The organism is Paraburkholderia terricola, from assembly GCF_900142195.1.
Classification (GTDB): Bacteria; Pseudomonadota; Gammaproteobacteria; order Burkholderiales; family Burkholderiaceae; genus Paraburkholderia; species Paraburkholderia terricola.
The window spans coordinates 33,612-53,036 of record NZ_FRAB01000038.1; the positions used below are offsets into that span (position 1 = coordinate 33,612).

The following is a 19,425-nucleotide window of genomic DNA, read 5'->3' on the forward strand; positions in this document are numbered from 1 at the left end:
CGGCCATGTGGAGTTCAACCCTTGTTGAGCGCGAACACGTACAGCGTGCCGCCGCGTGGCACCTTGTCCGCCGCCTTGGACATCGGGCCGCCCCAGATCGGATTGGCGCCGCCATAGCCGGCGAGGATCGCGACGTACTCGCGGCCGTCGACCTCGAACACCGACGGTTGCGCGATGATCCCGCTCGCGAGTTTCGGGCTTTTCCACAGCACCTTGCCCGTCGTCACGTCGAACGCATACAGGTAGCCGTCGAGCGAGCCGCTAAATGCCAGGCCGCCCGCGGTGGTCGCCACGCCGCCGTTCCACGGCAGCTTGCTCCAGTGGCTCCAGAGCTTCTTGCCGGTATCGACGTCGATGGCCTGCAACTCGCCATAACCCTTGCTGCCGGGCTCAGGCTTGATCTCGAAGCCCTCGCCGAGATACGGCAGCCCCTCCATGTAATTGACCGACTTGCCGGACAGCGACATGCACGCATGCAGCGCGGGCACGATCGCGATGTGCTTTTGCGGATCGTATGACACCGACCACCAGTTCTTGCCGCCGAGGAAACTCGGGCAGGTTTCGATCGTCGTGCCGGCCTTCGGATACTTCGACTTGTCCTGGATCGGCGCGCCGTCCTCCGTATAGCCCGTCACCGAGGTCGCCTTGACGAAGGGCTTCGCGTAGATCAGCTTGCCGGTGCCGCGATCGATCGCATGGAAATAGCCGTTGCGGTCGGCGTGGATGATCGCGTCGTAATCCTTGTCCTGATACTTGATATTGGCGAGCACCGGTGTGTTGACGCCGTCGTAGTCCCACGTATCGTTTTTCGTGTACTGGTAGTGCCATTTGAGATCGCCGTTCTTCGGATCGAGCGCGAGCAGCGAGTCGGAGTACAGGTTGTCGCCGGGACGCAGATCGGCGAGCCACGGCCCAGGATTGCCGACGCCCCAGTAGAGCGTTTTCGATGCGGCGTCGTAAGTGCCCGTCAGCCAGGCCGGCGCGCCGCCATGCTCCTGCATGCCCTTCGGCCATGTGTCGGCGTGCTTCTCGCCGGCTGCGGGGACGGTAAAGCGCTTCCACAGCACCTTGCCGTCGGCGGGATCGAGCGCGGCGATGAAGCCGCGCGCGCCGTATTCGCCGCCTGCGCTGCCGACCACCAGCGCGCCGTCGAGCGCGAGCGGCGCGAGGGAGAACGCGTAGCCGAGGCCCGGCTCGAACATCGACTTGCGCCAGGCGAGCGCGCCGGTTTGCGCGTCGAGCGAGACGACCTCGCCGTTGAGCATCGCGACATAAACGTTCTTGCCGTACAGCGCCACGCCGCGGTTGATCACGTCGCAGCATGCGGTCTTGAACGACTCGGCGCCGAGCTTGGGCTCGAATTTCCAGAGCTGCTTGCCGGTCGCGGCATCGAATGCGTACACGTTGTCTTTCGGCGTGGTCACGAAGAGATAGCCGCCATTGACGATCGGCGTCGCCTCGAAACCTTGCTGCAGATCGGCCGGAAACTTGTAGCTCCAGACCTGCTTGAGTCCCTTCACGTTGGACGTGTCGATCTGCTTGAGCGGCGAATGCGCCTGGCCGTTATAGGTGCGGTAATACGTGAGCCAGCCGGGGTCGCTCTGCGCCGCCGTCAACCGCTCGTACGTGACCGGCGGATAGTCGGCCGCTCCCGCCGCTGATCCCGCTGCCGAGGCGAGCATCAGACCGATCGCCGTGGCGATGCTCATCGCGAGCGCCGTGGGCCGCGTCGCCGAAATTGGACGTGCTTTCATCCTTGTCTCCTGTGTGGACCGGCGTTCGCGCTTTGGAGCGTGACGCCGGTCCCATGCAGATTGCTGTGGAATTATTCGACGCGAGGCCATGCGGGCGGCGTCATCGTCTAGTGAACGCAGACTGGCTGCTGACCGTTCAAGGCAAGTCGCATGCCATTGGGACGCGGCGTCTCGGGAAGCCTTGACGGCGCGTGAAAAGGAACAGGGACTATCGTGTGACAGCTTGCCGCGGCGTGCCTCGCGGTGTTGCACGCTGGCGCAAGCAAAAGGGGGATGTGTTGCTAAAGAGGACAGTTATCGGCCGCGAATCGGCCGCGAGAAGAAGACAGCGCGGGATCAGCGTCGGCGGGCCGGGAATCGGGTGTCGGTTGGAAGGAGAAGCCGCGGTTGACGCGGTTGAGCGGCGGTCCGTCGCAGCGTTAAACCCTGCGACGGACCCCACCGCCTCGCGGCTAAGACTACGCAACGAGGCGGCCTCGACGCACTAGCGCCGCCGGCTTCAATCGACGCTCACGTCGATGCGCCGCGGACGCGCTTCTTCCCTGCGCGGAATCGTCAGCTTGAGCACGCCGTCCTTCAGGCTGGCGTCGATCTGCGCGGTGTCGAAGTCGGCGCTCAGCGTGAACGCGCGCGCGAAACGCGGCTGCTGCATCTCGGTGTGATGCACGCGCAATTCGGCGGGCATGGGCACGGTGGCTTCGGCCTCGATGAAAAGGTTCGGCCCTTCCACGCGCAGGTCGAGATTTTCTCGCGTGACGCCCGGCAAGTCGGCCCACAGCGTGATGCCGTGCTTGTCCTCCACCACGTCCACCGCGGGCACGACGGCCGGCGTCTTCGACGAGCGCTCGCCCGTGCGTTGAGCGACTGCGCTCGTGTCGCGCTCGGTCACTTGAGTTTTGTCGTTCATGGCAAGCTCCTTGATGAAAATCGCAATGCTCACTGAATCGCAATCGAGCGGGGTTTCGACGATTCGCGCTTACCCACGGTGACGATCAGGCAACCGTTCACGTAGCGCGCCCGCACGTTGTCGGGATCGGCGTCGCGCGGCAACTCGACGGCGCGCCGGAAACTGCCCGTGAAACGCTCGCGCGCGTAGCTGCGGCTCTCGCCCTCCGCGTCGGGTGCCGCTTCACGTTCACCGTTGATCGTGAGCAGGCCCTTGTCGACCGTCACTTCGAGTTTCGCGGGGTCGATGCCCGGCGCGAAGGCGACGATCTCCACCGAATCGTCCGTGCTGCCCAGGTTGATCGGCGGGAACGCGCCGAAGCGCCCCGCGCGAATGCTGACGGGCGCGCCGGTCAGCAGGTTCGTCATCTGGCGTTGCAGACGCTCGAAATCGTCGAACAGGGGAAGTCCAAAAAAGAAGTCACTCATGGCTTGGGTCCTCCGTAAGCTCCTTAATTAAGGCAAGGCGACGAACGGGCAAACGCGCTCCGGGTTCATCCGCCTCACCGCCGGCAAATAAGTTGAAACACGAGTCGAAACACGAGTTAAACACGCAGCGCGATTCACGCAACGCAGGATGCGAACGCGAGACGCGACTGCACGATGATGACCGGAAAATAGGTCGAGGCCAGGCGGTTTCAAGAGCTCGCCCGGCGAAATTTTTTGAGCGAAAGCGGCCCTCGCCGCCCTTGAAAATCGTTGGCCCATCCCTACACTCTCTCCCGATTCCCTTGCAACCCGATTCACCCCTGGAGGCATCATGAGTTTTGACGCGGAATGGGTCACTTTCGGCAAACACCGGACTCGCCTGCGCGCGACCCGCGGCTTTCCGACCGCCACGCTGCGCACGCTCGCCGAAGTCGCGAAGCTGGCGATCGAGAACAACATGAGCGCGCGCGCCCGGCTCGTCGAGGTTCTGCTGAGAGACGAGGACGGCAGCTTCGAGATCACGGTCGCCACCACCGTCGAGCAGGATCTGGCGAGCGCCGCGCCGATCGAAGTCGCGCTCTCCACGGTCTTCGGCCTGCCGGCCGACAAGGTCACGTTGAGCATCGAACGGTTGAGCGAGCAGGAGGTGGAACTGCGCTTCGGCGTCTATGAACGCCTGCTCGCGCAGAAGACCGGCACCGTGCCGCCTATTCAGTGAGCGCGGTGGCCGGCGGCGGTGCCGCAGAGCGGGCGAGCGGCGCCACGCCGCCGGCTGTTCTGGACGCGAGCGCATCGTCGGCCAGCACGGCCAGGCCGATGGCGATCTCGCGAGCCATGCGCGCCGCGATGTCGAGCGCATCGCCTCTCGGCACATGTCCACAGGTTCCTCTCCGTTCGAGAATCGACCGGTGTTCCGGATTCCTTTCCGTGACGAACACGGCCCATAGAAAACCGCCGTCGGAATCGGGCACGGCAGTCGAGGTCACCAGCAGGTTCGCAATGGCTATCGTCTGTACTCGCATGTGAACCTCCTGCCTCGTGGGCCTTTTGACGACAAGGCCGCATTGCCCATGCCCGGTGCGCCAAGCCGCGCGCCGCGCCGCCGCAAAGGCGGGCTTGATCGTTGCTCGCAGCGCAGGCACCCTCAATCTCGAAGGAGAGAATCATGGCCACGCAAGCACAAAAGCCCGATGAGCCCAATGAACCCAATGAACCCACTGAGCCCGCTGAACCCAATGAACCAGGCCGTGCGTCGCCCGATGTGGAGACCGGTCAACCGGGGCGTGCATCCCCCGATGAAGAGGCCGGCGAACCGGGCACGTTCAAGACCGATGTGTCGGAGACCGACGACGAAGGCACGAGTGTGCGCGAAGCCGAAGTTCGGGACGACGATCTGTCGGAAACCGGGTCCCCGGAGTCGGATGAGGAAGCATGAAGAACCCGTAGCCGCCGTGGCCGCGCGGAGATCATGCGGAAGGAGGCGCATGACCGGGCCGGCCACGCGGCGGCAACGGCGGCAACGGTGACACACGACGCAGTTCCTGCCTGCACGCTTGTAGTTTCTTCCCCGCGTGCGCCGGCTGATCGACACGCCGGCAACAAGGCCGCGACCACGCAGAGCCCACCGTTTTCGAACGGCGCCAGGCCGCGGTTTCCTCTTCACATACGACGTCTGCTCGCGCGCTCTACGCGACATCATTTCGTCGGCAACGACAGCCCCTCGTTCACCCTGTGCGCTCGCGCACGAAACCCCCGGAATTTTTCACCGCTTCAGCTATATTGATTTGTGGAGGCGGTCAACGAAGTCCGTCTGCCCGCTCGCCGCCAGTTCCCCGACCGTTTGGATAATCGCATGCACGACGATGCCGATGAATTGGCGCGGCGCCCGGCCAGGGCGGCCGACCACGCCAGGGAAAACCTTGCCCTCCTCCGTCTCGCGCGCGCTCAAACCGGCTCGCGCGACGCGCTGCTGCAAGCGATCGCGAACGAAGCGCTGGCATTGTGCAATGCGGGCAGCGCGGGCATCAGCCTGCTGGAAGGGCCGCCCCACAACCGCTCGTTCCGCTGGCTCGCCGTGGCCGGATCGTGCGCGGGCCTGCAAGGCAAAAGCACCGCGTGGAACGAGTGCCCGTGCGGCGTGACGCTCGACGCCGGCCGCCCGCGGCTCTTCGTGCGGCCCGAGGAACAGTTCGGGTGTCTGCGGTTCGCGGGCATCGACGTGCATGAAGGCATCGTCGTTCCGATTCCGTCGGACAGCGGTCAGCTCGGCGCGATCTGGGCGATGTCTCACGACGCGGCCTGCCGCTTCGACGGCGAGCACGCCCGCGTGCTGTCGAGCCTCGCCATCGTCGCGGGCGCCGCGCTGACGATGGCGAACGTGCGCGACGACGGCGCCGAGAGCGATCGCCGACACAACGAGTTCATTGCCATGCTCGGACACGAACTGAGAAATCCGCTCGCGCCGATCGACGGCGCGATCTCGGCCGCGAAGCGCCTGTGCGCCGCGAACGAAAAAGCCGACGCCGTATTGACCATCGCGCAACGCCAGATGAAGCATCTGCGCACGCTGGTCGACGATCTGCTGGATGCGGCGCGGCTCAAGCACGGCAAGCTCGCCATCAAGCTGAGCGATACGTCGCTCAACGAGATCACGTTCGACGCGGTCAGCGCGGTCAAGCATCATCTCGAATCGCGCAGGCATACGCTGAAACTGAGCGGCCTCGAAGCGCCGGTTCACGTGCGCGCGGATCATGTGCGGCTGAGCCAGGTATTGGGCAATCTGCTGCTGAACGCCGCCAAGTACACGCCGGCGGGCGGCAAGATCGAACTGTCGGTTCGTACCGAGCATGCCGCCGGTTCCGGCGAGCCGGGGTGCGTCGTGATCGAGGTCAGGGACAACGGCATCGGCATCGATCCGTCGATCCAGCCGTACATGTTCGAGCTGTTCGCGCAGTCGACGTGCGGCAGCGCCCGCTCCGAGGGCGGCCTCGGCATCGGGCTCGCGGTGGCGAAACGTCTGGTGGAACTGCACCACGGCAGCATTGCGATTCAAAGCGGAGCGGCCGGCGCGGGCACGCTCGTCACGGTGCGCCTGCCGATCCTGCGCAGCGCGCCGGCCCAGAAGCCCGCCATGACGATGCCCCAGGTGCGCCCCACCCGCCTGCTGCTCGCCGACGACAACCGCGACGCGCTGGAAGTGCTCAGCGTCCTGCTCGAACTGGAAGGCCACCACGTGAGCGCGACGGACAATGGACACGATGCGGTGCGCCTGATCGGCGAGACGCATCCCGAAGTCGCGATCATCGACGTGGGCATGCCGGACATGGACGGTTTCGACGTGGCGCGCGCGGTTCGCGCCGACCCGCGCCTCGACGACGTGACGCTCGTCGCGTTGACGGGCTACGCGTCGGAGTCCAACAAATCGCGCGCGCTGGCGGCCGGTTTCGATTACCACCTCACCAAGCCGCTGTCGCTGGAAAAGCTTCAGCACATTCTGGAGAACCGCACCGAGGGGCGGGTTCAGGGGATCGTCTAGCGGCGCGCGTTCATTGCGCGTTCAGTGCGGATAAACCGCCGCGCCCCGGCTGGGGAACGGTAATTGCTGGCGCTCGGGCACACGATCCAGTCCCCCGGCGCGATGAAAACCCGCAACGCATGCACCATCGAGCAATGGCGTCCTCTACGGCAGCGGCGGCTTGTCCGCCGGGGTTCGTGGTTCGTCGCGCTCGTTTGCGCGCTTGCACGGAAGCCGCGGCTCGTCCGTTCGGGTTTGCGGTTCGCCGCGCTGCTTTGCGCCGCCTTTCTCCCGCCCCACGCCAATGGCGAGCCGGCTCAGAATGCGCTGCGTCCCGCCGGCGTGCAGGCCTTGCACATCTTCAACTTGTGGAATCTCACGCTCGCGGTGTGCTCGCTGGTGTTCGCCGCCGTGCTGATTGCGCTGCTGATCGCGATGCTGCGCGCGTCGGCTCGCAAGCGGCAGGCGGGTCTTGAACCCACGCCGTGGGAGTGGTCCGAAACGCGGCCTGAGCCGAGCCCTGAAAATAGGCCCGAGGCAGGCCACGAGTCGAGCCACGAAGCACGCACACGCCGCGTGGTGACCGGCGCGAGCATCGCATCCGTCGTGCTGCTGTTCGGCCTGCTGCTCGCCGACGTGATGACCGACCGCGCGCTGTCGCGGCTGCCCGTCGCCAATGCGCTGCATCTGGAGATGACCGGCCATCAATGGTGGTGGGAAGCGCGCTACGGCGGCGACAGCGCCGGCGACGCCTTCGCGGTCGCCAACGAATTGCACGTGCCCGTCGGCCGCCCCGTCGTCATTTCGCTGAAAGCGGACGACGTGATCCACACCTTCTGGGTGCCGAACCTGCACGGCAAGAAAGACATGATCCCCGGCCGCGACGCGACCATCGAATTTCGCGCGGACCGCGCCGGCACCTATCGCGGTCAATGCGCGGAATTCTGCGGCCTCGAACATGCGTTGATGGCGTTCTCGGTGGTGGCCGAGCCGCCCGCGCGGTACGAGGCGTGGGCCGCGCATCAGCGCGAGCCCGCGCCCCAAGCCGTGACCGACATGCACAAACGCGGCGAGCAACTCTTCACGACCGGCGCGTGCGCCAATTGCCACACGGTGCGCGGCACGTCGGCCGCGGGCCTGCTCGGCCCGGATCTCACGCACCTGATGAGCCGGCCGATGCTCGCGGCCGGCACCTTCGACAATACGCCCGCCAATCTGGCCGCCTGGATCGCGGCGCCCGGCAGCATGAAACCCGGCACGTCGATGCCCGCGAGCCGGTTCTCGCAACAGGACATGGCCGCCCTCGTCGCGTGGCTCGGAACCCTGCAATGAGCGACCTTCCATCCGCTTCGGCGACGCCCGAAACACGCCTGTTCGACGGCCCCGGCGCTACGCCCGAGGTGCGCGCCGCGCTCGCGCGCACCTGGAGCGATCGTCCCGGCTGGTTCGGCGCGCTCGCGGCGGTCAATCACAAGACGGTCGCGCGGCGCTTCGTCGTCACCACGTTCGCGTTTTTTCTGCTGGGCGGCCTGCTCGCGCTCACCATGCGGCTGCAACTCGCGCGACCCGGCAATCGCCTCGTCGGCCCCGAGTTGTACAACCAGCTTTTCACGATCCACGGCACGACGATGATGTTCCTGTTCGCCGTGCCCGTCATGCAGGCCGTCGCCATCTGGCTCGTGCCCTTGATGATCGGCGCGCGCAGCGTCGCGTTCCCGCGCATGAACGCGTACGCCTACTGGGTGTTCCTGTTCGGCGGCCTGACGCTGTACGTCGCGTTCGCGCTCGGCGCGGGCGCGAACACCGGCTGGTTCAGCTACGTGCCGCTCGCCGGTCCCGATTACTCGACCGGCAAGGGCGTCGACATCTGGGCGCAGATGATCACCTTCACCGAACTCTCCGCGCTGCTCGAAGCCGTCGTGCTGATCGCGACCATCTTCAAGCTGCGCGCGCCGGGCATGTCGCTCAACCGCATGCCGCTGTTCGTGTGGGCGACGCTCGTCACGCAGTTCATGGTGCTGTTCGCGATGCCCGCCGTGATGCTCGGCAGCACCGCGCTGATACTCGATCGCCTCGTCGGCACGCACTTCTACAATCCGGCGCGCGGCGGCGACGTGTTGTTGTGGCAGCACCTGTTCTGGTTCTTCGGCCACCCCGAGGTTTATCTGATCTTCATTCCGCCGCTCGGCTTCATCTCGTCGATCGTCGCGACCTTCGCGCGGCGTCCGGTATTCGGCTATCCGGCGATGGTGCTCGCGCTCATCGCCACCGCGTTTCTCGCCTTCGGGCTCTGGGTGCATCACATGTTCGCCACCAGCATTCCGGCGCTCGGCAAGAGCTTTTTTACCGCGGCGAGCTTGATGATCGCGATACCGTCGGGCGTGCAGATCTTCTGCTGGCTCGCCACGCTCTGGCGCGGCCGCCTGAATCTGAAAACACCGCTGTGGTTCGTGCTCGCGTTCTTCTTCATCCTCGTGCTCGGCGGTCTGACGGGCGTGATGCTCGGTTCCGTATCGCTCGATCTGCAGGTGCACGACACGTATTTCGTGGTCGCGCATCTGCATTACGTGCTGCTGGGCGGCGCGGTGTTTCCGCTCTTCGGCGCGTTCTATTACTGGTTTCCGAAAGCGACCGGCCGGATGCTGGACGAAACGCTCGGGCGCTGGCAGTTCTGGCTGTTCTTCATCGGCTTCAATGTCGCGTTCTTTCCGATGCACGTGCTCGGGCTGCACGGCATGCCGCGCCGTGTGTGGACCTATCCGCACGGCATGGGCTGGGACGGCCTGAATCTGGGCGCGACGCTCGGCGCATTGACCATCGGCGTGAGTGTGCTGGTGTTCCTCGTCAACGTGGTGCGCAGCTATCGGCGCGGCGCGCTCGCGGGCGCCGATCCGTGGGGCGCCGGCACGCTCGAATGGAGCACGGCGAGCCCGCCGCCGCCGCATAACTTCGATGCGCTGCCGGTCGTGCACGGACGCGATCCGCTCTGGGAGCCGGGCGCGCAGCCGGCCTATGTGAGCGGTCTCGCGGCCGACGCCCGCGAAGTGCTGTCGACCACCGCGCTCGACGCGCTCCCCGATCTGCGGCCGCTGTTTCCGTCGCCGTCGATCTGGCCGTTCGTGAGCGCGGTCGCCACCACCGTGCTGTTCATCGGCTCGGTGTTTACGCCGTGGGCGGTCGTGTGGGGCTCGGTGCCGGTCGCCGTCGCGCTGATCGGCTGGTTCTGGCCGAATCGCGGCGAAAACCGCCGCGCGCTCGACCTGGAGCAGCGGCCATGACGGAGCTTCGCAAGGTGCCGGCGAGTGCGATGAACGCCATGAACGCCGCGCACGCCAACGACACGGCACACCACGCGCGATGCGCCCGACACCTTGACGCTCGACGTGCGCCGCTTGCCGAGCTTCGGTTTCAGTCATCGCAGCCTGATGTGGTGGAGCACGGTCTGCCTGATGCTGATCGAAGGCACGGTGTTCGCGATCGGCGCGATGATGTACTTCTATCTGCGCAGCCTCACTGCGATCTGGCCGCTGAACGCCGTGCCGCCCGCGCTCGTGTGGGGCAGCGTCAACACGGCGGTGCTGCTCGTGAGCATGTGGCCCAATCAGCTCGCCAAGCGCGCCGCCGAACGCGAGGATCGCGTTGGCGCGCGGCTGTGGCTTTCCGTCTGTCTCGCGTTCGCGGGGGTGTTTCTGGTGCTGCGCGGTTTCGAGTTCGCCGCGCTGAACGTGAGCTGGAACACCAATGCGTATGGTTCGGTCGTGTGGCTGCTGCTGGGCCTGCACACCACGCATCTGATCACCGACACGGTGGACACCGCCGTGCTCGGTGTGCTGCTGTTCACCGGACCGTTCGAGGGCAAGCGCCTCGTCGACGTCAGCGAAAACGCGTTGTACTGGTATTTCGTGGTGTTGAGCTGGCTGCCCGTCTATGCGGTGATCTACCTGGCGCCGCGGCTGTGATGGAGACTGACCATGCGAACCTGGCTCGCGCTTCTGGGCACGCCCTCCGCGGTGCTGGCGGCGCTCTCGATCGACTACGCGCTGGTGCCGCCCGCCTGCGCGTGGCGCACGATGCTGCCGCTCGGCGGCGTGACCGGCGCGGCGCTGCTCTTTTCGGTCATCGCGACGCTGCTCGCCTGGCGGCGCTGGCGCGAGACGAGCCTGATCGCGCCGGCCTCCGCCGTCGCCTTGCCGGCCCGGCCCGCGATGCTCGCGTGCACGGCGACGCTCGTCGGTCTCGTCTCGACGCTCGCACTGGTTGCGATGTGGATTCCGCAATGGCTGATTTCCGCATGCGTGTGATGGACGTCTTGGCGGGTTGCGGCGCGGGTGGCGTCGGGGTTGCTGTTGCTGTTGCTGTTGCTGTTGCTGTTGCTGTTGGCTTTGCCGTTGCGGTCGCCTCTGCTGTTGCGGTCGCCTCTGCTGTTGCGGTCGCCTCTGCTGTTGCGGTCGCCTCTGCTGTTGCGGTCGCCTCTGCTGTCGCGGTCGCCTCTGCCGTTGCGGTTGGCTTTGCCGTTGCGGTTGGCTTTGCCGTTGCGGTTGGCTTTGCTGTTGCGGTTGGCTTTGCCGTTGCGGTTGGCTCTGCCGTTGCGGTTGGCTCTGCCGTTGCGGTTGCCTCTGCTGTTGCGGTCGCCTCTGCTGTTGCCTCTGCCGTTGCCAAAGCTGGTGCCACTGCTAAAGCCGCTTCCCCTACTGCTACCGCTACCCTTGCGCTATTCGTAAGTCCCTACGTGCAGGCGCATGACCTGAGCGCCGCGGACCGAGCCGCGCCGTCCTTCGTGCCGCACTGGACCTTCGAGCCGTGGGTCGTCGCCTTGCTGCTCGCGAGCCTCGGCTTATACGGCCTCGGCTACCTGCGCTTGCGCACGCGCGGCCGGCGAGGCCGCGTCGTCCGCGCCCGGCAACTGGCGGCGTTCGGCCTGGGCTGGCTCGCCCTCGTGGCGGCCCTCGCGTCGCCGCTCGATGCGCTGAGCGCCGCGCTGTTTTCCGCGCATATGGTGCAGCACGAGCTGCTGATGATCGTCGCCGCGCCGCTCCTCGTCCTCGGACGGCCGCTCGCGCTCTGGCTATGGGCGTTGCCGCCGCGCTCGCGGCATGCGATCGGCGCGGCGGTGCGCACGCGAGCGTGGCGCGGCATCTGGCGTGTGCTGTGCCGGCCGGCCGTCGCCTGGCTGCTGCATGCGGCGGCGCTGTGGGCGTGGCATATGCCGCGTCTGTTCGAGGCCGCGCTCGCCTCGCCCGGCCTGCATGCGCTGCAGCACGCCAGCTTTGTGCTGAGCGCGCTGCTGTTCTGGTGGACCGTGTTCGGCGAAGCGGCCCGGCGCAATGAAAGCGGCTACGCGATGTTGTCGCTCTTCACGACGATGGTTCATACCGGCGCGCTCGGCGCGTTGCTGACGCTCGCGCCGGGGCTCTGGTATCCGGCCTACGTCGAACCAGCCTCGGCGCTCGGCGTCGATCCACTGCTCGATCAGCAACTGGGCGGTCTCGTGATGTGGGTGCCGGGCGGCCTCGCGTATCTGCTCGCCGCGCTGGTGACGGGCGCGCGCTGGCTGATGCGGCGCGCACCCGCCGCGCTCGTTCCGAATGGCGTGGCCGCGCGCCGGGACGGCGCATCATGAAACGGCGCGAAGCGTTGCCCCAGCGCGGCGCCGGCGACGGCGGCGCCACGCCCGAAAGCGGCACAATGGCTCGCGCGCAGGTCAACCCGGCGAACCGCGCGCGACCACGACAGATGACGAAAAAGTCGACCAGGAAGTCGACCAGGAGATCGACCAACAAGCGGCGCATCGAATTGCTGGCCGTGTTGCACATCGCGTCTGCGTTGACGTTCGGCTCGCTCGCGGCATCGGCGTCGAGCCAACCGGCCCATAGCCTCGACGCCACCCTCATCGCGCGCGGCGAATACGTCGCCAAGGCGGCCGATTGCGCCGGCTGCCACACCTCGGTCGGCGGCGCGGCCTACGCCGGCGGGCTCGGACTCGCCTCGCCTTTCGGCACCATCGTCAGCACGAACATCACGCCGGAGCGCCGCTACGGCATCGGCGCCTACAGTTACGCGGATTTCGAGCGCGCATTACGCAAGGGGGTCGCGCCAGGCAACAAGCGGCTCTATCCGGCGATGCCCTACCCGTCGTTCTCGAAACTGACCGACGACGACGTACAAGCGCTCTACGCGTACTTCATGCGCGCGGTGCAGCCGGTCGCGAAGACCAATCAGCCGACGAAAGTGCCGTTCCCGTTCAACCAGCGCTGGGCGCTCTATTTCTGGCAACTGGCCTTCCTGCCGACGCAGCCGTATCAGCCGAAGCCCGGCCGCGACGCGCAATGGAATCGCGGCGCCTACCTCGCGCAAGGCGCGGGACACTGCGGCACCTGCCACACGCCACGCGGCCTCGGCTACCAGGAAAAAGGCTATGACGAATCGTCGTCGGACTGGCTGACGGGCGGCGTCAACGATCACTGGTTCGCGCCGAATCTGACCGGCGATCCGGGCGCGGGGCTCGGCCGCATCGGCGCGCAAGAGCTGGCCGCGTTTCTCAGGACGGGCCACGGCGCGGGGCTCGCGGCCTTCGGCTCGATGGTCGAGCAGGTCGAGGACAGCACGCAATATCTCACCGACGACGACGCGCTCGCCATCGCCCATTACCTCAAATCCCTGCCGGCGCAAAAACCGGCGGGACGCTACGACCCGCACGCGCGGCCCGATCCGTCCACGCGCAACGGCAACCGCCTCGACCCGCCGCAAACGCTCGGCGCGCGCGTCTATACGTCGTTTTGCGCGCGTTGCCACGGATCGGAGGGGATGGGCGTGACGGAGGTGTTTCCGCGGCTGGCGGGCAACCCCGCGGTGATCGGCGAGGACACCACGTCGCTGATTCGTCTACTGGTGGAAGGCGGCAATAGTCCGAGCACGCTGCACGGACCGCCGCGCCAGTCGATGCCGGGCTTCGCGCACGATCTCACGAACGCGCAGATGGCCGCCGTGCTCACGTGGATTCGCACGTCCTGGGGCAACGACGCGCAGCCGGTCACGGCCAACGACGTGCGCACATTGCGGGAGAAATTGCATAAATGACACGGGCGCGAACGACGCCGCGAACGGCGTTCGGGAGGGCCGCCGCGCACTCTCATCCCGCGCCGCGCATGCTGATTTCGCGCTGATTGCCGGGGGACTGACCATCGAGCCGTTTCTCGAAGCAGCAGACGTTCGCCCTCGTGACGTAGGGCCCAAACGGCGGAATGGGATGAAAGCCGTGCTTTTCATAGAACTCGATGGCCCGCCGATTGTTCGCGTGCGTGCCCAGCCACAGCGCCGCATAGCCGAGCCGCCCGGCTTCCTGTTCGAGATGTGCGAGTATCGCGCTGCCCGCGCCGTCCGCGCCGGGGCGCGCATAGAGGCGCTTGAGCTCGGCAATGTCTTCCCGCAGCGGCCTGAACGCGCCGCAGCCGAGCGGCGTGCCGAACGCGCTTCTCGCCACGACGAAACGCGCGGTGTCCACGGCGACGTCGCGCACCGAAAAGCGGCTCTGCCCGCCGTCGCCGGTGAGCACGGCCAGCGTCGCGCTCAGTTCGTCGAGCAGGATGCGTGCGTCGGTCGAGGACGGGTCCTCGCGGCTGACAACGATTGTCGGGAACAGCATCGACCTCGCCTCCTTTACGTTGCGTACATAGGAAGATCAGCAAGCGCTGTACCGATCTTCGCATTGCGGCAATTGGGAGGACGACGCGATACCGGGGCCGGAAAACGGCGCGCCGGTAGAGCGATCCGAAGCGCACCACAACGGTAGCGCCGCGCCGCCGCAAACGCGCCTTTAGCAATCGCCAGGCACGGTGACGGTGGCGCGCAAGCGCGGGTATCGCGCTTGCTACGCGAGGAAGGAGCGCTTCATCGAGCGTCGTGGAGGACCGGAGAACAATGAATATTCCCCGCAGTGTGGTTGGCTTTCTGGCGTCGCGCGGCCTCGTGATCGCCACCGCGGAATCCTGCACGGCCGGCCTGATCGCCTCGCTGCTCGCCGACGTGCCCGGCAGCGGCGCGTGTCTCGACGTCGGCCTGGTGGTGTATTCGCCTTCGGGCAAATGCGGCTTTCTGAATGTTGAAGCGCGCACGATCGAACGCTTCGGCCTGACGAGCGAGGAAGTCGCGCGGGAAATGGCGGCGGGCCTGCTTGCGCAGCAAGCGTGCCACGCGCACATCGTCGTCGCCAACACGGGGCTCGCCGGGCCGCCGCCGGACGGCTCGGATCTCGCGCCCGGCACGCAATGCTTCGCGTGGCGCTACAAGCAGCGCGAGCGCCAGTATGCGTTCAGCGAAACGCGCGTATTCGACGGCGACCGCGTCACGATCCGCCAATGCGCCGCGCTTTACGCCCTCTCGCGGGTCGAGCATTATTTCAACCAGTTGCCGAACGTCAGGCACGGGCGATCTCTTGCGGCGCTTTGAGTGCGACAGGCCGAACGCGCGCCGATGCGCGGCGCGCTGCATCCGATGAGCCCGCATCGACCCGTCATCCGGCGCTTGTTCACCGCACGCACCGCACGCACCGCACCTGGCGCGTGCCTGTTTTCCGCCCGCAGTCCTCGAAGGTGTTCCAGAACATGAGCCGATCGTTCTTCAATCTCTACACTCACGATTTCGCCCGCGTCGCGGTGGCGGTGCCGGTGTGCCGCGTCGCCGATCCGCATTTCAACGCCGCGCAAACGCTCGAACTGGCCCGCGAGGCCGCGCAACACGGCGCGCTGCTGGTGGCGTTTCCCGAGCTCGGCGTGTCCGCCTATACCTGCGACGACCTGTTCCATCAGCGCGCGCTGCTCGATGCCTGCGAAGACGCGATCGGTGAAATCATCGCGGCCTCCGCGAAAATCGCCAGCGTGCTCGTGATCGGCGCGCCGCTCAAGGTCGAGCACAAGCTGTTCAACTGCGCGCTGGTGATTGCGGGCGGCAAGCTTTGCGGCGTGGTGCCCAAGAGCTATCTGCCGAATTACGGCGAGTTCTACGAGGCGCGCCAGTTCAGCGCCGCCGAGAACGCGTCGTGCACGCGAATCGCGTTGTGCGGACAGGAAGCGCCGTTCGGCGCGTCGCTGCTGTTCGACGTGCCCGCCGCGCCGCTGTTGCGCTTTCATGTCGAGATATGCGAGGACGTCTGGGTGCCGGTGCCGCCCTCGTCGTTCGCGGCGCTGGCCGGCGCGACCGTGCTCGTGAACCTCTCGGCGTCGAACATCGTGATCGGCAAGTCGGGGTATCGCCATCAGCTCGTCGGCCAGCAATCCGCGCGCTGCCTCGCGGCGTATCTCTACTCGTCCGCGGGACGTGGCGAATCGAGCACCGATCTCGCGTGGGACGGCCAGGCGCTGATCTACGAGAACGGCGAATTGCTCGCTGAATCCGAACGTTTTCTGGACACGTCTCACGTGATCTACGGCGACGTCGATCTCGAACGGCTCTCGCGCGAACGCATGCGGCAAACCACCTTCGGACAGTCCACGCGCCGTCATGCGGAGGAAGTCGGCAAGTTCGAAGTGGTCACGGTTCCGGTATCGCTGCCCGACGCGGAACGCTTGCCGCTCGCGCGCGCCGTCAACCGTTTTCCCTACGTGCCGGCCGACGCGGCGAATCGCGACGAACGTTGCGCGGAGGTCTACAACATCCAGGTGCAGGCGCTGATTCAACGGCTGGGCGCCGCGAAAATTTCGAAGGTGGTGATCGGCGTGTCGGGCGGTCTCGACTCGACGCAGGCGCTGCTCGTCTGCGCGAAGGCGATGGATCGGCTGAAGCTGCCGCGCTCGAACATTCTCGCCTACACGATGCCCGGCTTCGCGACCAGCAGCCGCACCTTGCAGCAGGCGAAGGACCTGATGCAGGCCGTGGGATGCGCGATGGAGGAAATCGATATCCGCCCGAGTTGCCTGCAAATGCTCAAGGACCTGGGGCACCCGTTCGCATCCGGCAAGGAACAGTACGACGTGACCTTCGAGAACGTTCAGGCCGGCGAGCGAACCAGCCATCTGTTCCGGCTCGCCAACTTCCACCAGGCCATCGTGATCGGCACGGGCGATCTGAGCGAACTCGCGCTCGGCTGGTGCACGTATGGCGTGGGCGATCACATGTCGCATTACAGCGTCAACGCGAGCGTGCCGAAAACCCTGATCGCGCATCTGGTGCGCTGGGTGGCCGAGTCGGAGCAGATCGGCGCGGCGGGTTCGCGTGTGCTCGAACAGATCCTCGGCACGGAGATCAGCCCCGAGCTCGTGCCCGGCAAGGTCGAGAAAGTGCTCGATCAGAAAACCGAAAGCGTGATCGGCCCGTATGAATTGCAGGACTTCAATCTATATCACATCCTGCGTTTCGGCTTCGCGCCGTCGAAGGTCGCGTTTCTCGCGCTCGCCGCATGGGGCGAGCGCGAGCACGGCGTGTGGCCCGCCGGGCGGAACATGGTGCGCAACGAGTACGGCCTGGCCGACATCAAACGCAATCTCGCCATTTTCGCGGAGCGGTTTTTCCGCACCAGCCAGTTCAAGCGCTCGTGCATTCCCAACGCGCCGAAGGTCGGCAGCGGCGGCTCGCTGTCGCCACGCGGCGACTGGCGTGCGCCGAGCGACGGCGAGGCGACGGTGTGGCTGGAAGATCTCGGGCGTATTCCGGACTGAGCGTTTGAATGGTGTGTTCGGGGCGGGGTATGCCCGGTGTTCGCGCGGTCCCTTCGATCACTTTCCATCACTTCGCTCGCGGCGTCTCCAGAGGCTCGTCCGGATTCGTGCGTCCCGCGCGGACCTGCCGTACCGTCTCGGCCAGCGCACGCGCGACGTTCGCCACTTCGCGCTGCACGTCGTGGTCCCGGTCGAGCGCGGCGTGGCTCGTCGCATAAGGCTCGTAATAGCCGATGAAGCGATCCAGACGCGACTTCGCGCCCGCTTCGACGAATCCCATCCAGTCGAGCCAGTCGGTCAGCGCGTGCCGCGAGTCCTCGATACCCGCCACGTCGCCATGCACGACGACGCCATACGCGCGGCCCGCCAGATGTTTCGGATAGCCCCAGCCGTCGAGTTCGAGGCGCTTGGCTTCGTCGACGCGCTTGCCGTGCGTGGAGGTCGGGTCCGGGTTGCCGCCGTCCGCGCAGACGAGCCGGTCCATCATCAGCTTCAGCGGACTGCTGACCTGATACCAGTAGACGGGCGTGACGAACAGCACGCCGTGGCAGGCGGCGAAGCGTTCGTAGATGTCGTTCATCCAGTCGTTGACCTGGCCCAGCGAATGGTTCGGATAGCAGCTACACGGCCAGTGACACAGCGGCATCGCGGTCGACACGCAGCCCTTGCACGGATGAATGTGCAGATCGCGATCCGACGCGAGGCGCGAAAGATCCAGCAGATCCACGTCGAATGACTGCTGCACCAGCGTGGCCTGCGCGAGTTTCGCGAGCCGGAAGCTTTTCGACATTTCGCCGGGACACGTATAGTCGTTTCGCGACGATGCGTTGACCACCAGCACCCGCGCGCGCGATGCAGGATCGCGTTGACGCGCTTGTGCCGCCTTGATGCGCTCGCTGGCCGCGCGCCATTCGACCGAAAGATCGTAGCCGGGGTCCGCAAAACCGGGGCCGGCCTTGTCGGTGACCGGCGACTTGCGCGCTTGCGAGTAAGCGTCCCACGCAATGTTTTCGAGCCGCGCCAAGGCTTCGTCTTCGCCGCGAAACGCGGGGTCGTAAAAGCGCGCCATGAAGCGCGCGCGAAACGCGTCGCGCGACATTTTTTCAGTGACCTGTCCTTTTCTGACGTCGATTTTCATGTCGAGCTTTTGTGCGGCAGGCTCGTTGGCGGGCGATGGCGGGGCTTGGGTTGGGTCCATGAGTTGGCTGTCTGTCGTCACGAGGGGGTGTTGATCGTGCACCGCGAATCGTGCAGCGCGTCGAGTTACGCACGGTCACGGCACAGCGAACCGTGCAGCAAAAAACATTCCGCTGCTGCACCGGACCAACGCGGCGGTCCGCTTCGGACGTCACGGCGGTGCGCCCGGCCAATCGCCGCGAGCAGGTACAGCGCATGCGGGATTCGAGCCGCGCAGGCGAACTTCGGACCCCGGATTCTCCTGCCCATTGCTTGCCGCACGCCATCCGTCCTTGGTCACGCCGCATTGGCGTCGCCCGCCGATGCGCGCGATACCGGCGTCAATCATGGAGAAACGCCATGCCCACCGATACGTCCAGAATGTCCCCGAGCATCACCGCGATGATTCGCCTCGATCACATGCACGCGCTTGCCGCGTTCCATCGTTATCACGCGACGAGCCCCTGGTGGCGCAAGCAGGCGATCGTCAATTCAACTTGTGCGGCGCTGGAGATTCACGCGCAACTGGAGGAAGAAATTTTCTATCCGGCCCTGGCGGCCGTGATGGGCGACGACGAAACGCTCGCCAAAAGCGCCCCGGAACACAACGAAATGCGCGCGACGATCAACCGGCTGCGCGCGATGGGCCCGGAAAACGCGGCCTACGACGCGCTCTTCATGCAACTGATGCGCGAGATCATTCACCACGCCGCGGACGAAGAAACGGTCCTTTTACCGGCCGCGGAGCGCGCCTTGCAGACGCAGCTTCATTCGCTCGGCGCCAGCATGACGCGGCGCAGGCTGCAATTGCTGGGGCAGCGCCCCGCGGAAATCGCGCTCAATACGATGGGCACGTTCCCGGTGGCGAGCTTTCTGATCGGCGCGATGCTGGTGCTCGGCGTCACGCATTGCCTGCCGAAAGCGCGCGAACCGCGGCGGGCCCGCGAGCATTGAGCGG

At 66.2% G+C, this 19,425-nt stretch carries 18 protein-coding genes; 12 read left to right on the forward strand and 6 right to left on the reverse strand.

Annotated elements, in window-relative coordinates; genetic code table 11:
• Window positions 1-14 precede the first annotated feature (14 nt).
• From BUE39_RS25560 to BUE39_RS25570, 3 genes are all read right to left on the reverse strand, one after another.
• On the reverse strand, window positions 15-1,754 hold the full coding sequence (locus BUE39_RS25560; protein ID WP_073431497.1) for a methanol/ethanol family PQQ-dependent dehydrogenase: 1,740 nt from the start codon (window positions 1,752-1,754) through the stop codon (window positions 15-17).
• 499 nt (window positions 1,755-2,253) lie between these two features.
• Entirely contained in the window at window positions 2,254-2,661 is a 408-nt protein-coding gene (locus BUE39_RS25565) for an Hsp20/alpha crystallin family protein (RefSeq protein WP_073431526.1), read from the reverse strand.
• 29 nt (window positions 2,662-2,690) lie between these two features.
• Entirely contained in the window at window positions 2,691-3,128 is a 438-nt protein-coding gene (locus tag BUE39_RS25570) for an Hsp20/alpha crystallin family protein (protein WP_073431498.1), read from the reverse strand.
• Between the two features lie 331 nt (window positions 3,129-3,459).
• Between BUE39_RS25570 and BUE39_RS25575 the strand changes: the two genes are divergently transcribed.
• Window positions 3,460-3,846: a hypothetical protein gene (locus BUE39_RS25575; RefSeq protein ID WP_073431499.1), complete on the forward strand. Its 387-nt coding sequence runs from the start codon at window positions 3,460-3,462 to the stop codon at window positions 3,844-3,846.
• Here the strand turns inward: BUE39_RS25575 and BUE39_RS25580 are convergent.
• Complete coding sequence (locus BUE39_RS25580) at window positions 3,836-4,150, reverse strand: hypothetical protein (protein ID WP_073431500.1); 315 nt, start codon at window positions 4,148-4,150, stop codon at window positions 3,836-3,838. The two genes, BUE39_RS25575 and BUE39_RS25580, sit on opposite strands and share 11 nt — an antisense overlap.
• 143 nt (window positions 4,151-4,293) lie before the next feature.
• Between BUE39_RS25580 and BUE39_RS34465 the strand changes: the two genes are divergently transcribed.
• From BUE39_RS34465 to BUE39_RS25620, 8 genes are all read left to right on the forward strand, one after another.
• Window positions 4,294-4,563: a hypothetical protein gene (locus BUE39_RS34465; protein WP_143031988.1), complete on the forward strand. Its 270-nt coding sequence runs from the start codon at window positions 4,294-4,296 to the stop codon at window positions 4,561-4,563.
• Window positions 4,564-4,980: 417 nt separating this feature from the next.
• Entirely contained in the window at window positions 4,981-6,663 is a 1,683-nt protein-coding gene (locus BUE39_RS25585) for a hybrid sensor histidine kinase/response regulator (protein WP_073431501.1), read from the forward strand.
• Between the two features lie 63 nt (window positions 6,664-6,726).
• On the forward strand, window positions 6,727-7,974 hold the full coding sequence (coxB, locus tag BUE39_RS25590; protein WP_235004958.1) for a cytochrome c oxidase subunit II: 1,248 nt from the start codon (window positions 6,727-6,729) through the stop codon (window positions 7,972-7,974).
• Window positions 7,971-9,920 (forward strand): cytochrome c oxidase subunit I, encoded by a 1,950-nt coding sequence (gene ctaD, locus BUE39_RS25595; protein ID WP_073431502.1) that lies wholly within the window; start codon window positions 7,971-7,973, stop codon window positions 9,918-9,920. Before coxB ends, ctaD begins: the two co-directional genes overlap by 4 nt.
• Window positions 9,921-10,013: 93 nt before the next feature.
• Window positions 10,014-10,601, forward strand: coding sequence for a cytochrome c oxidase subunit 3 (locus BUE39_RS25600; protein WP_235004960.1), 588 nt, complete (start codon window positions 10,014-10,016; stop codon window positions 10,599-10,601).
• A gap of 12 nt (window positions 10,602-10,613) precedes the next feature.
• Complete coding sequence (locus tag BUE39_RS25605) at window positions 10,614-10,943, forward strand: hypothetical protein (RefSeq protein WP_073431503.1); 330 nt, start codon at window positions 10,614-10,616, stop codon at window positions 10,941-10,943.
• Between the two features lie 428 nt (window positions 10,944-11,371).
• Complete coding sequence (locus BUE39_RS25615; RefSeq protein WP_073431505.1) at window positions 11,372-12,262, forward strand: cytochrome c oxidase assembly protein; 891 nt, start codon at window positions 11,372-11,374, stop codon at window positions 12,260-12,262.
• Between the two features lie 113 nt (window positions 12,263-12,375).
• Entirely contained in the window at window positions 12,376-13,719 is a 1,344-nt protein-coding gene (locus tag BUE39_RS25620; RefSeq protein WP_073431528.1) for a c-type cytochrome, read from the forward strand.
• 52 nt (window positions 13,720-13,771) lie between these two features.
• Here the strand turns inward: BUE39_RS25620 and BUE39_RS25625 are convergent, their stop codons facing one another.
• Window positions 13,772-14,284 (reverse strand): GNAT family N-acetyltransferase, encoded by a 513-nt coding sequence (locus BUE39_RS25625; RefSeq protein ID WP_073431506.1) that lies wholly within the window; start codon window positions 14,282-14,284, stop codon window positions 13,772-13,774.
• Window positions 14,285-14,559: 275 nt separating this feature from the next.
• Between BUE39_RS25625 and BUE39_RS25630 the strand changes: the two genes are divergently transcribed.
• Together BUE39_RS25630 and BUE39_RS25635 are read left to right on the forward strand one after the other, a co-directional pair.
• Window positions 14,560-15,087 (forward strand): CinA family protein, encoded by a 528-nt coding sequence (locus BUE39_RS25630; RefSeq protein WP_073431507.1) that lies wholly within the window; start codon window positions 14,560-14,562, stop codon window positions 15,085-15,087.
• A 155-nt stretch (window positions 15,088-15,242) separates the two neighbouring features.
• Window positions 15,243-17,291, forward strand: coding sequence for an NAD(+) synthase (locus tag BUE39_RS25635; protein ID WP_073431508.1), 2,049 nt, complete (start codon window positions 15,243-15,245; stop codon window positions 17,289-17,291).
• Between the two features lie 67 nt (window positions 17,292-17,358).
• Here the strand turns inward: BUE39_RS25635 and BUE39_RS25640 are convergent, their stop codons facing one another.
• Window positions 17,359-18,390, reverse strand: coding sequence for a flavodoxin family protein (locus BUE39_RS25640; protein ID WP_073431529.1), 1,032 nt, complete (start codon window positions 18,388-18,390; stop codon window positions 17,359-17,361).
• Window positions 18,391-18,827: 437 nt separating this feature from the next.
• On the opposite strand from BUE39_RS25640, the gene BUE39_RS25645 reads away from it, so the two are divergent.
• Window positions 18,828-19,421: a hemerythrin domain-containing protein gene (locus BUE39_RS25645; RefSeq protein ID WP_073431509.1), complete on the forward strand. Its 594-nt coding sequence runs from the start codon at window positions 18,828-18,830 to the stop codon at window positions 19,419-19,421.
• Window positions 19,422-19,425 lie beyond the last annotated feature (4 nt).

What these genes read in the sequence shown, in the direction of transcription:
- BUE39_RS25560 (WP_073431497.1), bottom strand. Translation starts at nt 1,754, where the DNA reads ATGAAAGCACGTCCAATTTCGGCGACGCGGCCCACGGCGCTCGCGATG.
- BUE39_RS25565 (WP_073431526.1), bottom strand. Translation starts at nt 2,661, where the DNA reads ATGAACGACAAAACTCAAGTGACCGAGCGCGACACGAGCGCAGTCGCT.
- BUE39_RS25570 (WP_073431498.1), bottom strand. Translation starts at nt 3,128, where the DNA reads ATGAGTGACTTCTTTTTTGGACTTCCCCTGTTCGACGATTTCGAGCGT.
- BUE39_RS25575 (WP_073431499.1), top strand. Translation starts at nt 3,460, where the DNA reads ATGAGTTTTGACGCGGAATGGGTCACTTTCGGCAAACACCGGACTCGC.
- BUE39_RS25580 (WP_073431500.1), bottom strand. Translation starts at nt 4,150, where the DNA reads ATGCGAGTACAGACGATAGCCATTGCGAACCTGCTGGTGACCTCGACT.
- BUE39_RS34465 (WP_143031988.1), top strand. Translation starts at nt 4,294, where the DNA reads ATGGCCACGCAAGCACAAAAGCCCGATGAGCCCAATGAACCCAATGAA.
- BUE39_RS25585 (WP_073431501.1), top strand. Translation starts at nt 4,981, where the DNA reads ATGCACGACGATGCCGATGAATTGGCGCGGCGCCCGGCCAGGGCGGCC.
- ctaD (WP_073431502.1), top strand. Translation starts at nt 7,971, where the DNA reads ATGAGCGACCTTCCATCCGCTTCGGCGACGCCCGAAACACGCCTGTTC.
- BUE39_RS25605 (WP_073431503.1), top strand. Translation starts at nt 10,614, where the DNA reads ATGCGAACCTGGCTCGCGCTTCTGGGCACGCCCTCCGCGGTGCTGGCG.
- BUE39_RS25620 (WP_073431528.1), top strand. Translation starts at nt 12,376, where the DNA reads ATGACGAAAAAGTCGACCAGGAAGTCGACCAGGAGATCGACCAACAAG.
- BUE39_RS25625 (WP_073431506.1), bottom strand. Translation starts at nt 14,284, where the DNA reads ATGCTGTTCCCGACAATCGTTGTCAGCCGCGAGGACCCGTCCTCGACC.
- BUE39_RS25630 (WP_073431507.1), top strand. Translation starts at nt 14,560, where the DNA reads ATGAATATTCCCCGCAGTGTGGTTGGCTTTCTGGCGTCGCGCGGCCTC.
- BUE39_RS25635 (WP_073431508.1), top strand. Translation starts at nt 15,243, where the DNA reads ATGAGCCGATCGTTCTTCAATCTCTACACTCACGATTTCGCCCGCGTC.
- BUE39_RS25640 (WP_073431529.1), bottom strand. Translation starts at nt 18,390, where the DNA reads ATGTCGCGCGACGCGTTTCGCGCGCGCTTCATGGCGCGCTTTTACGAC.
- BUE39_RS25645 (WP_073431509.1), top strand. Translation starts at nt 18,828, where the DNA reads ATGCCCACCGATACGTCCAGAATGTCCCCGAGCATCACCGCGATGATT.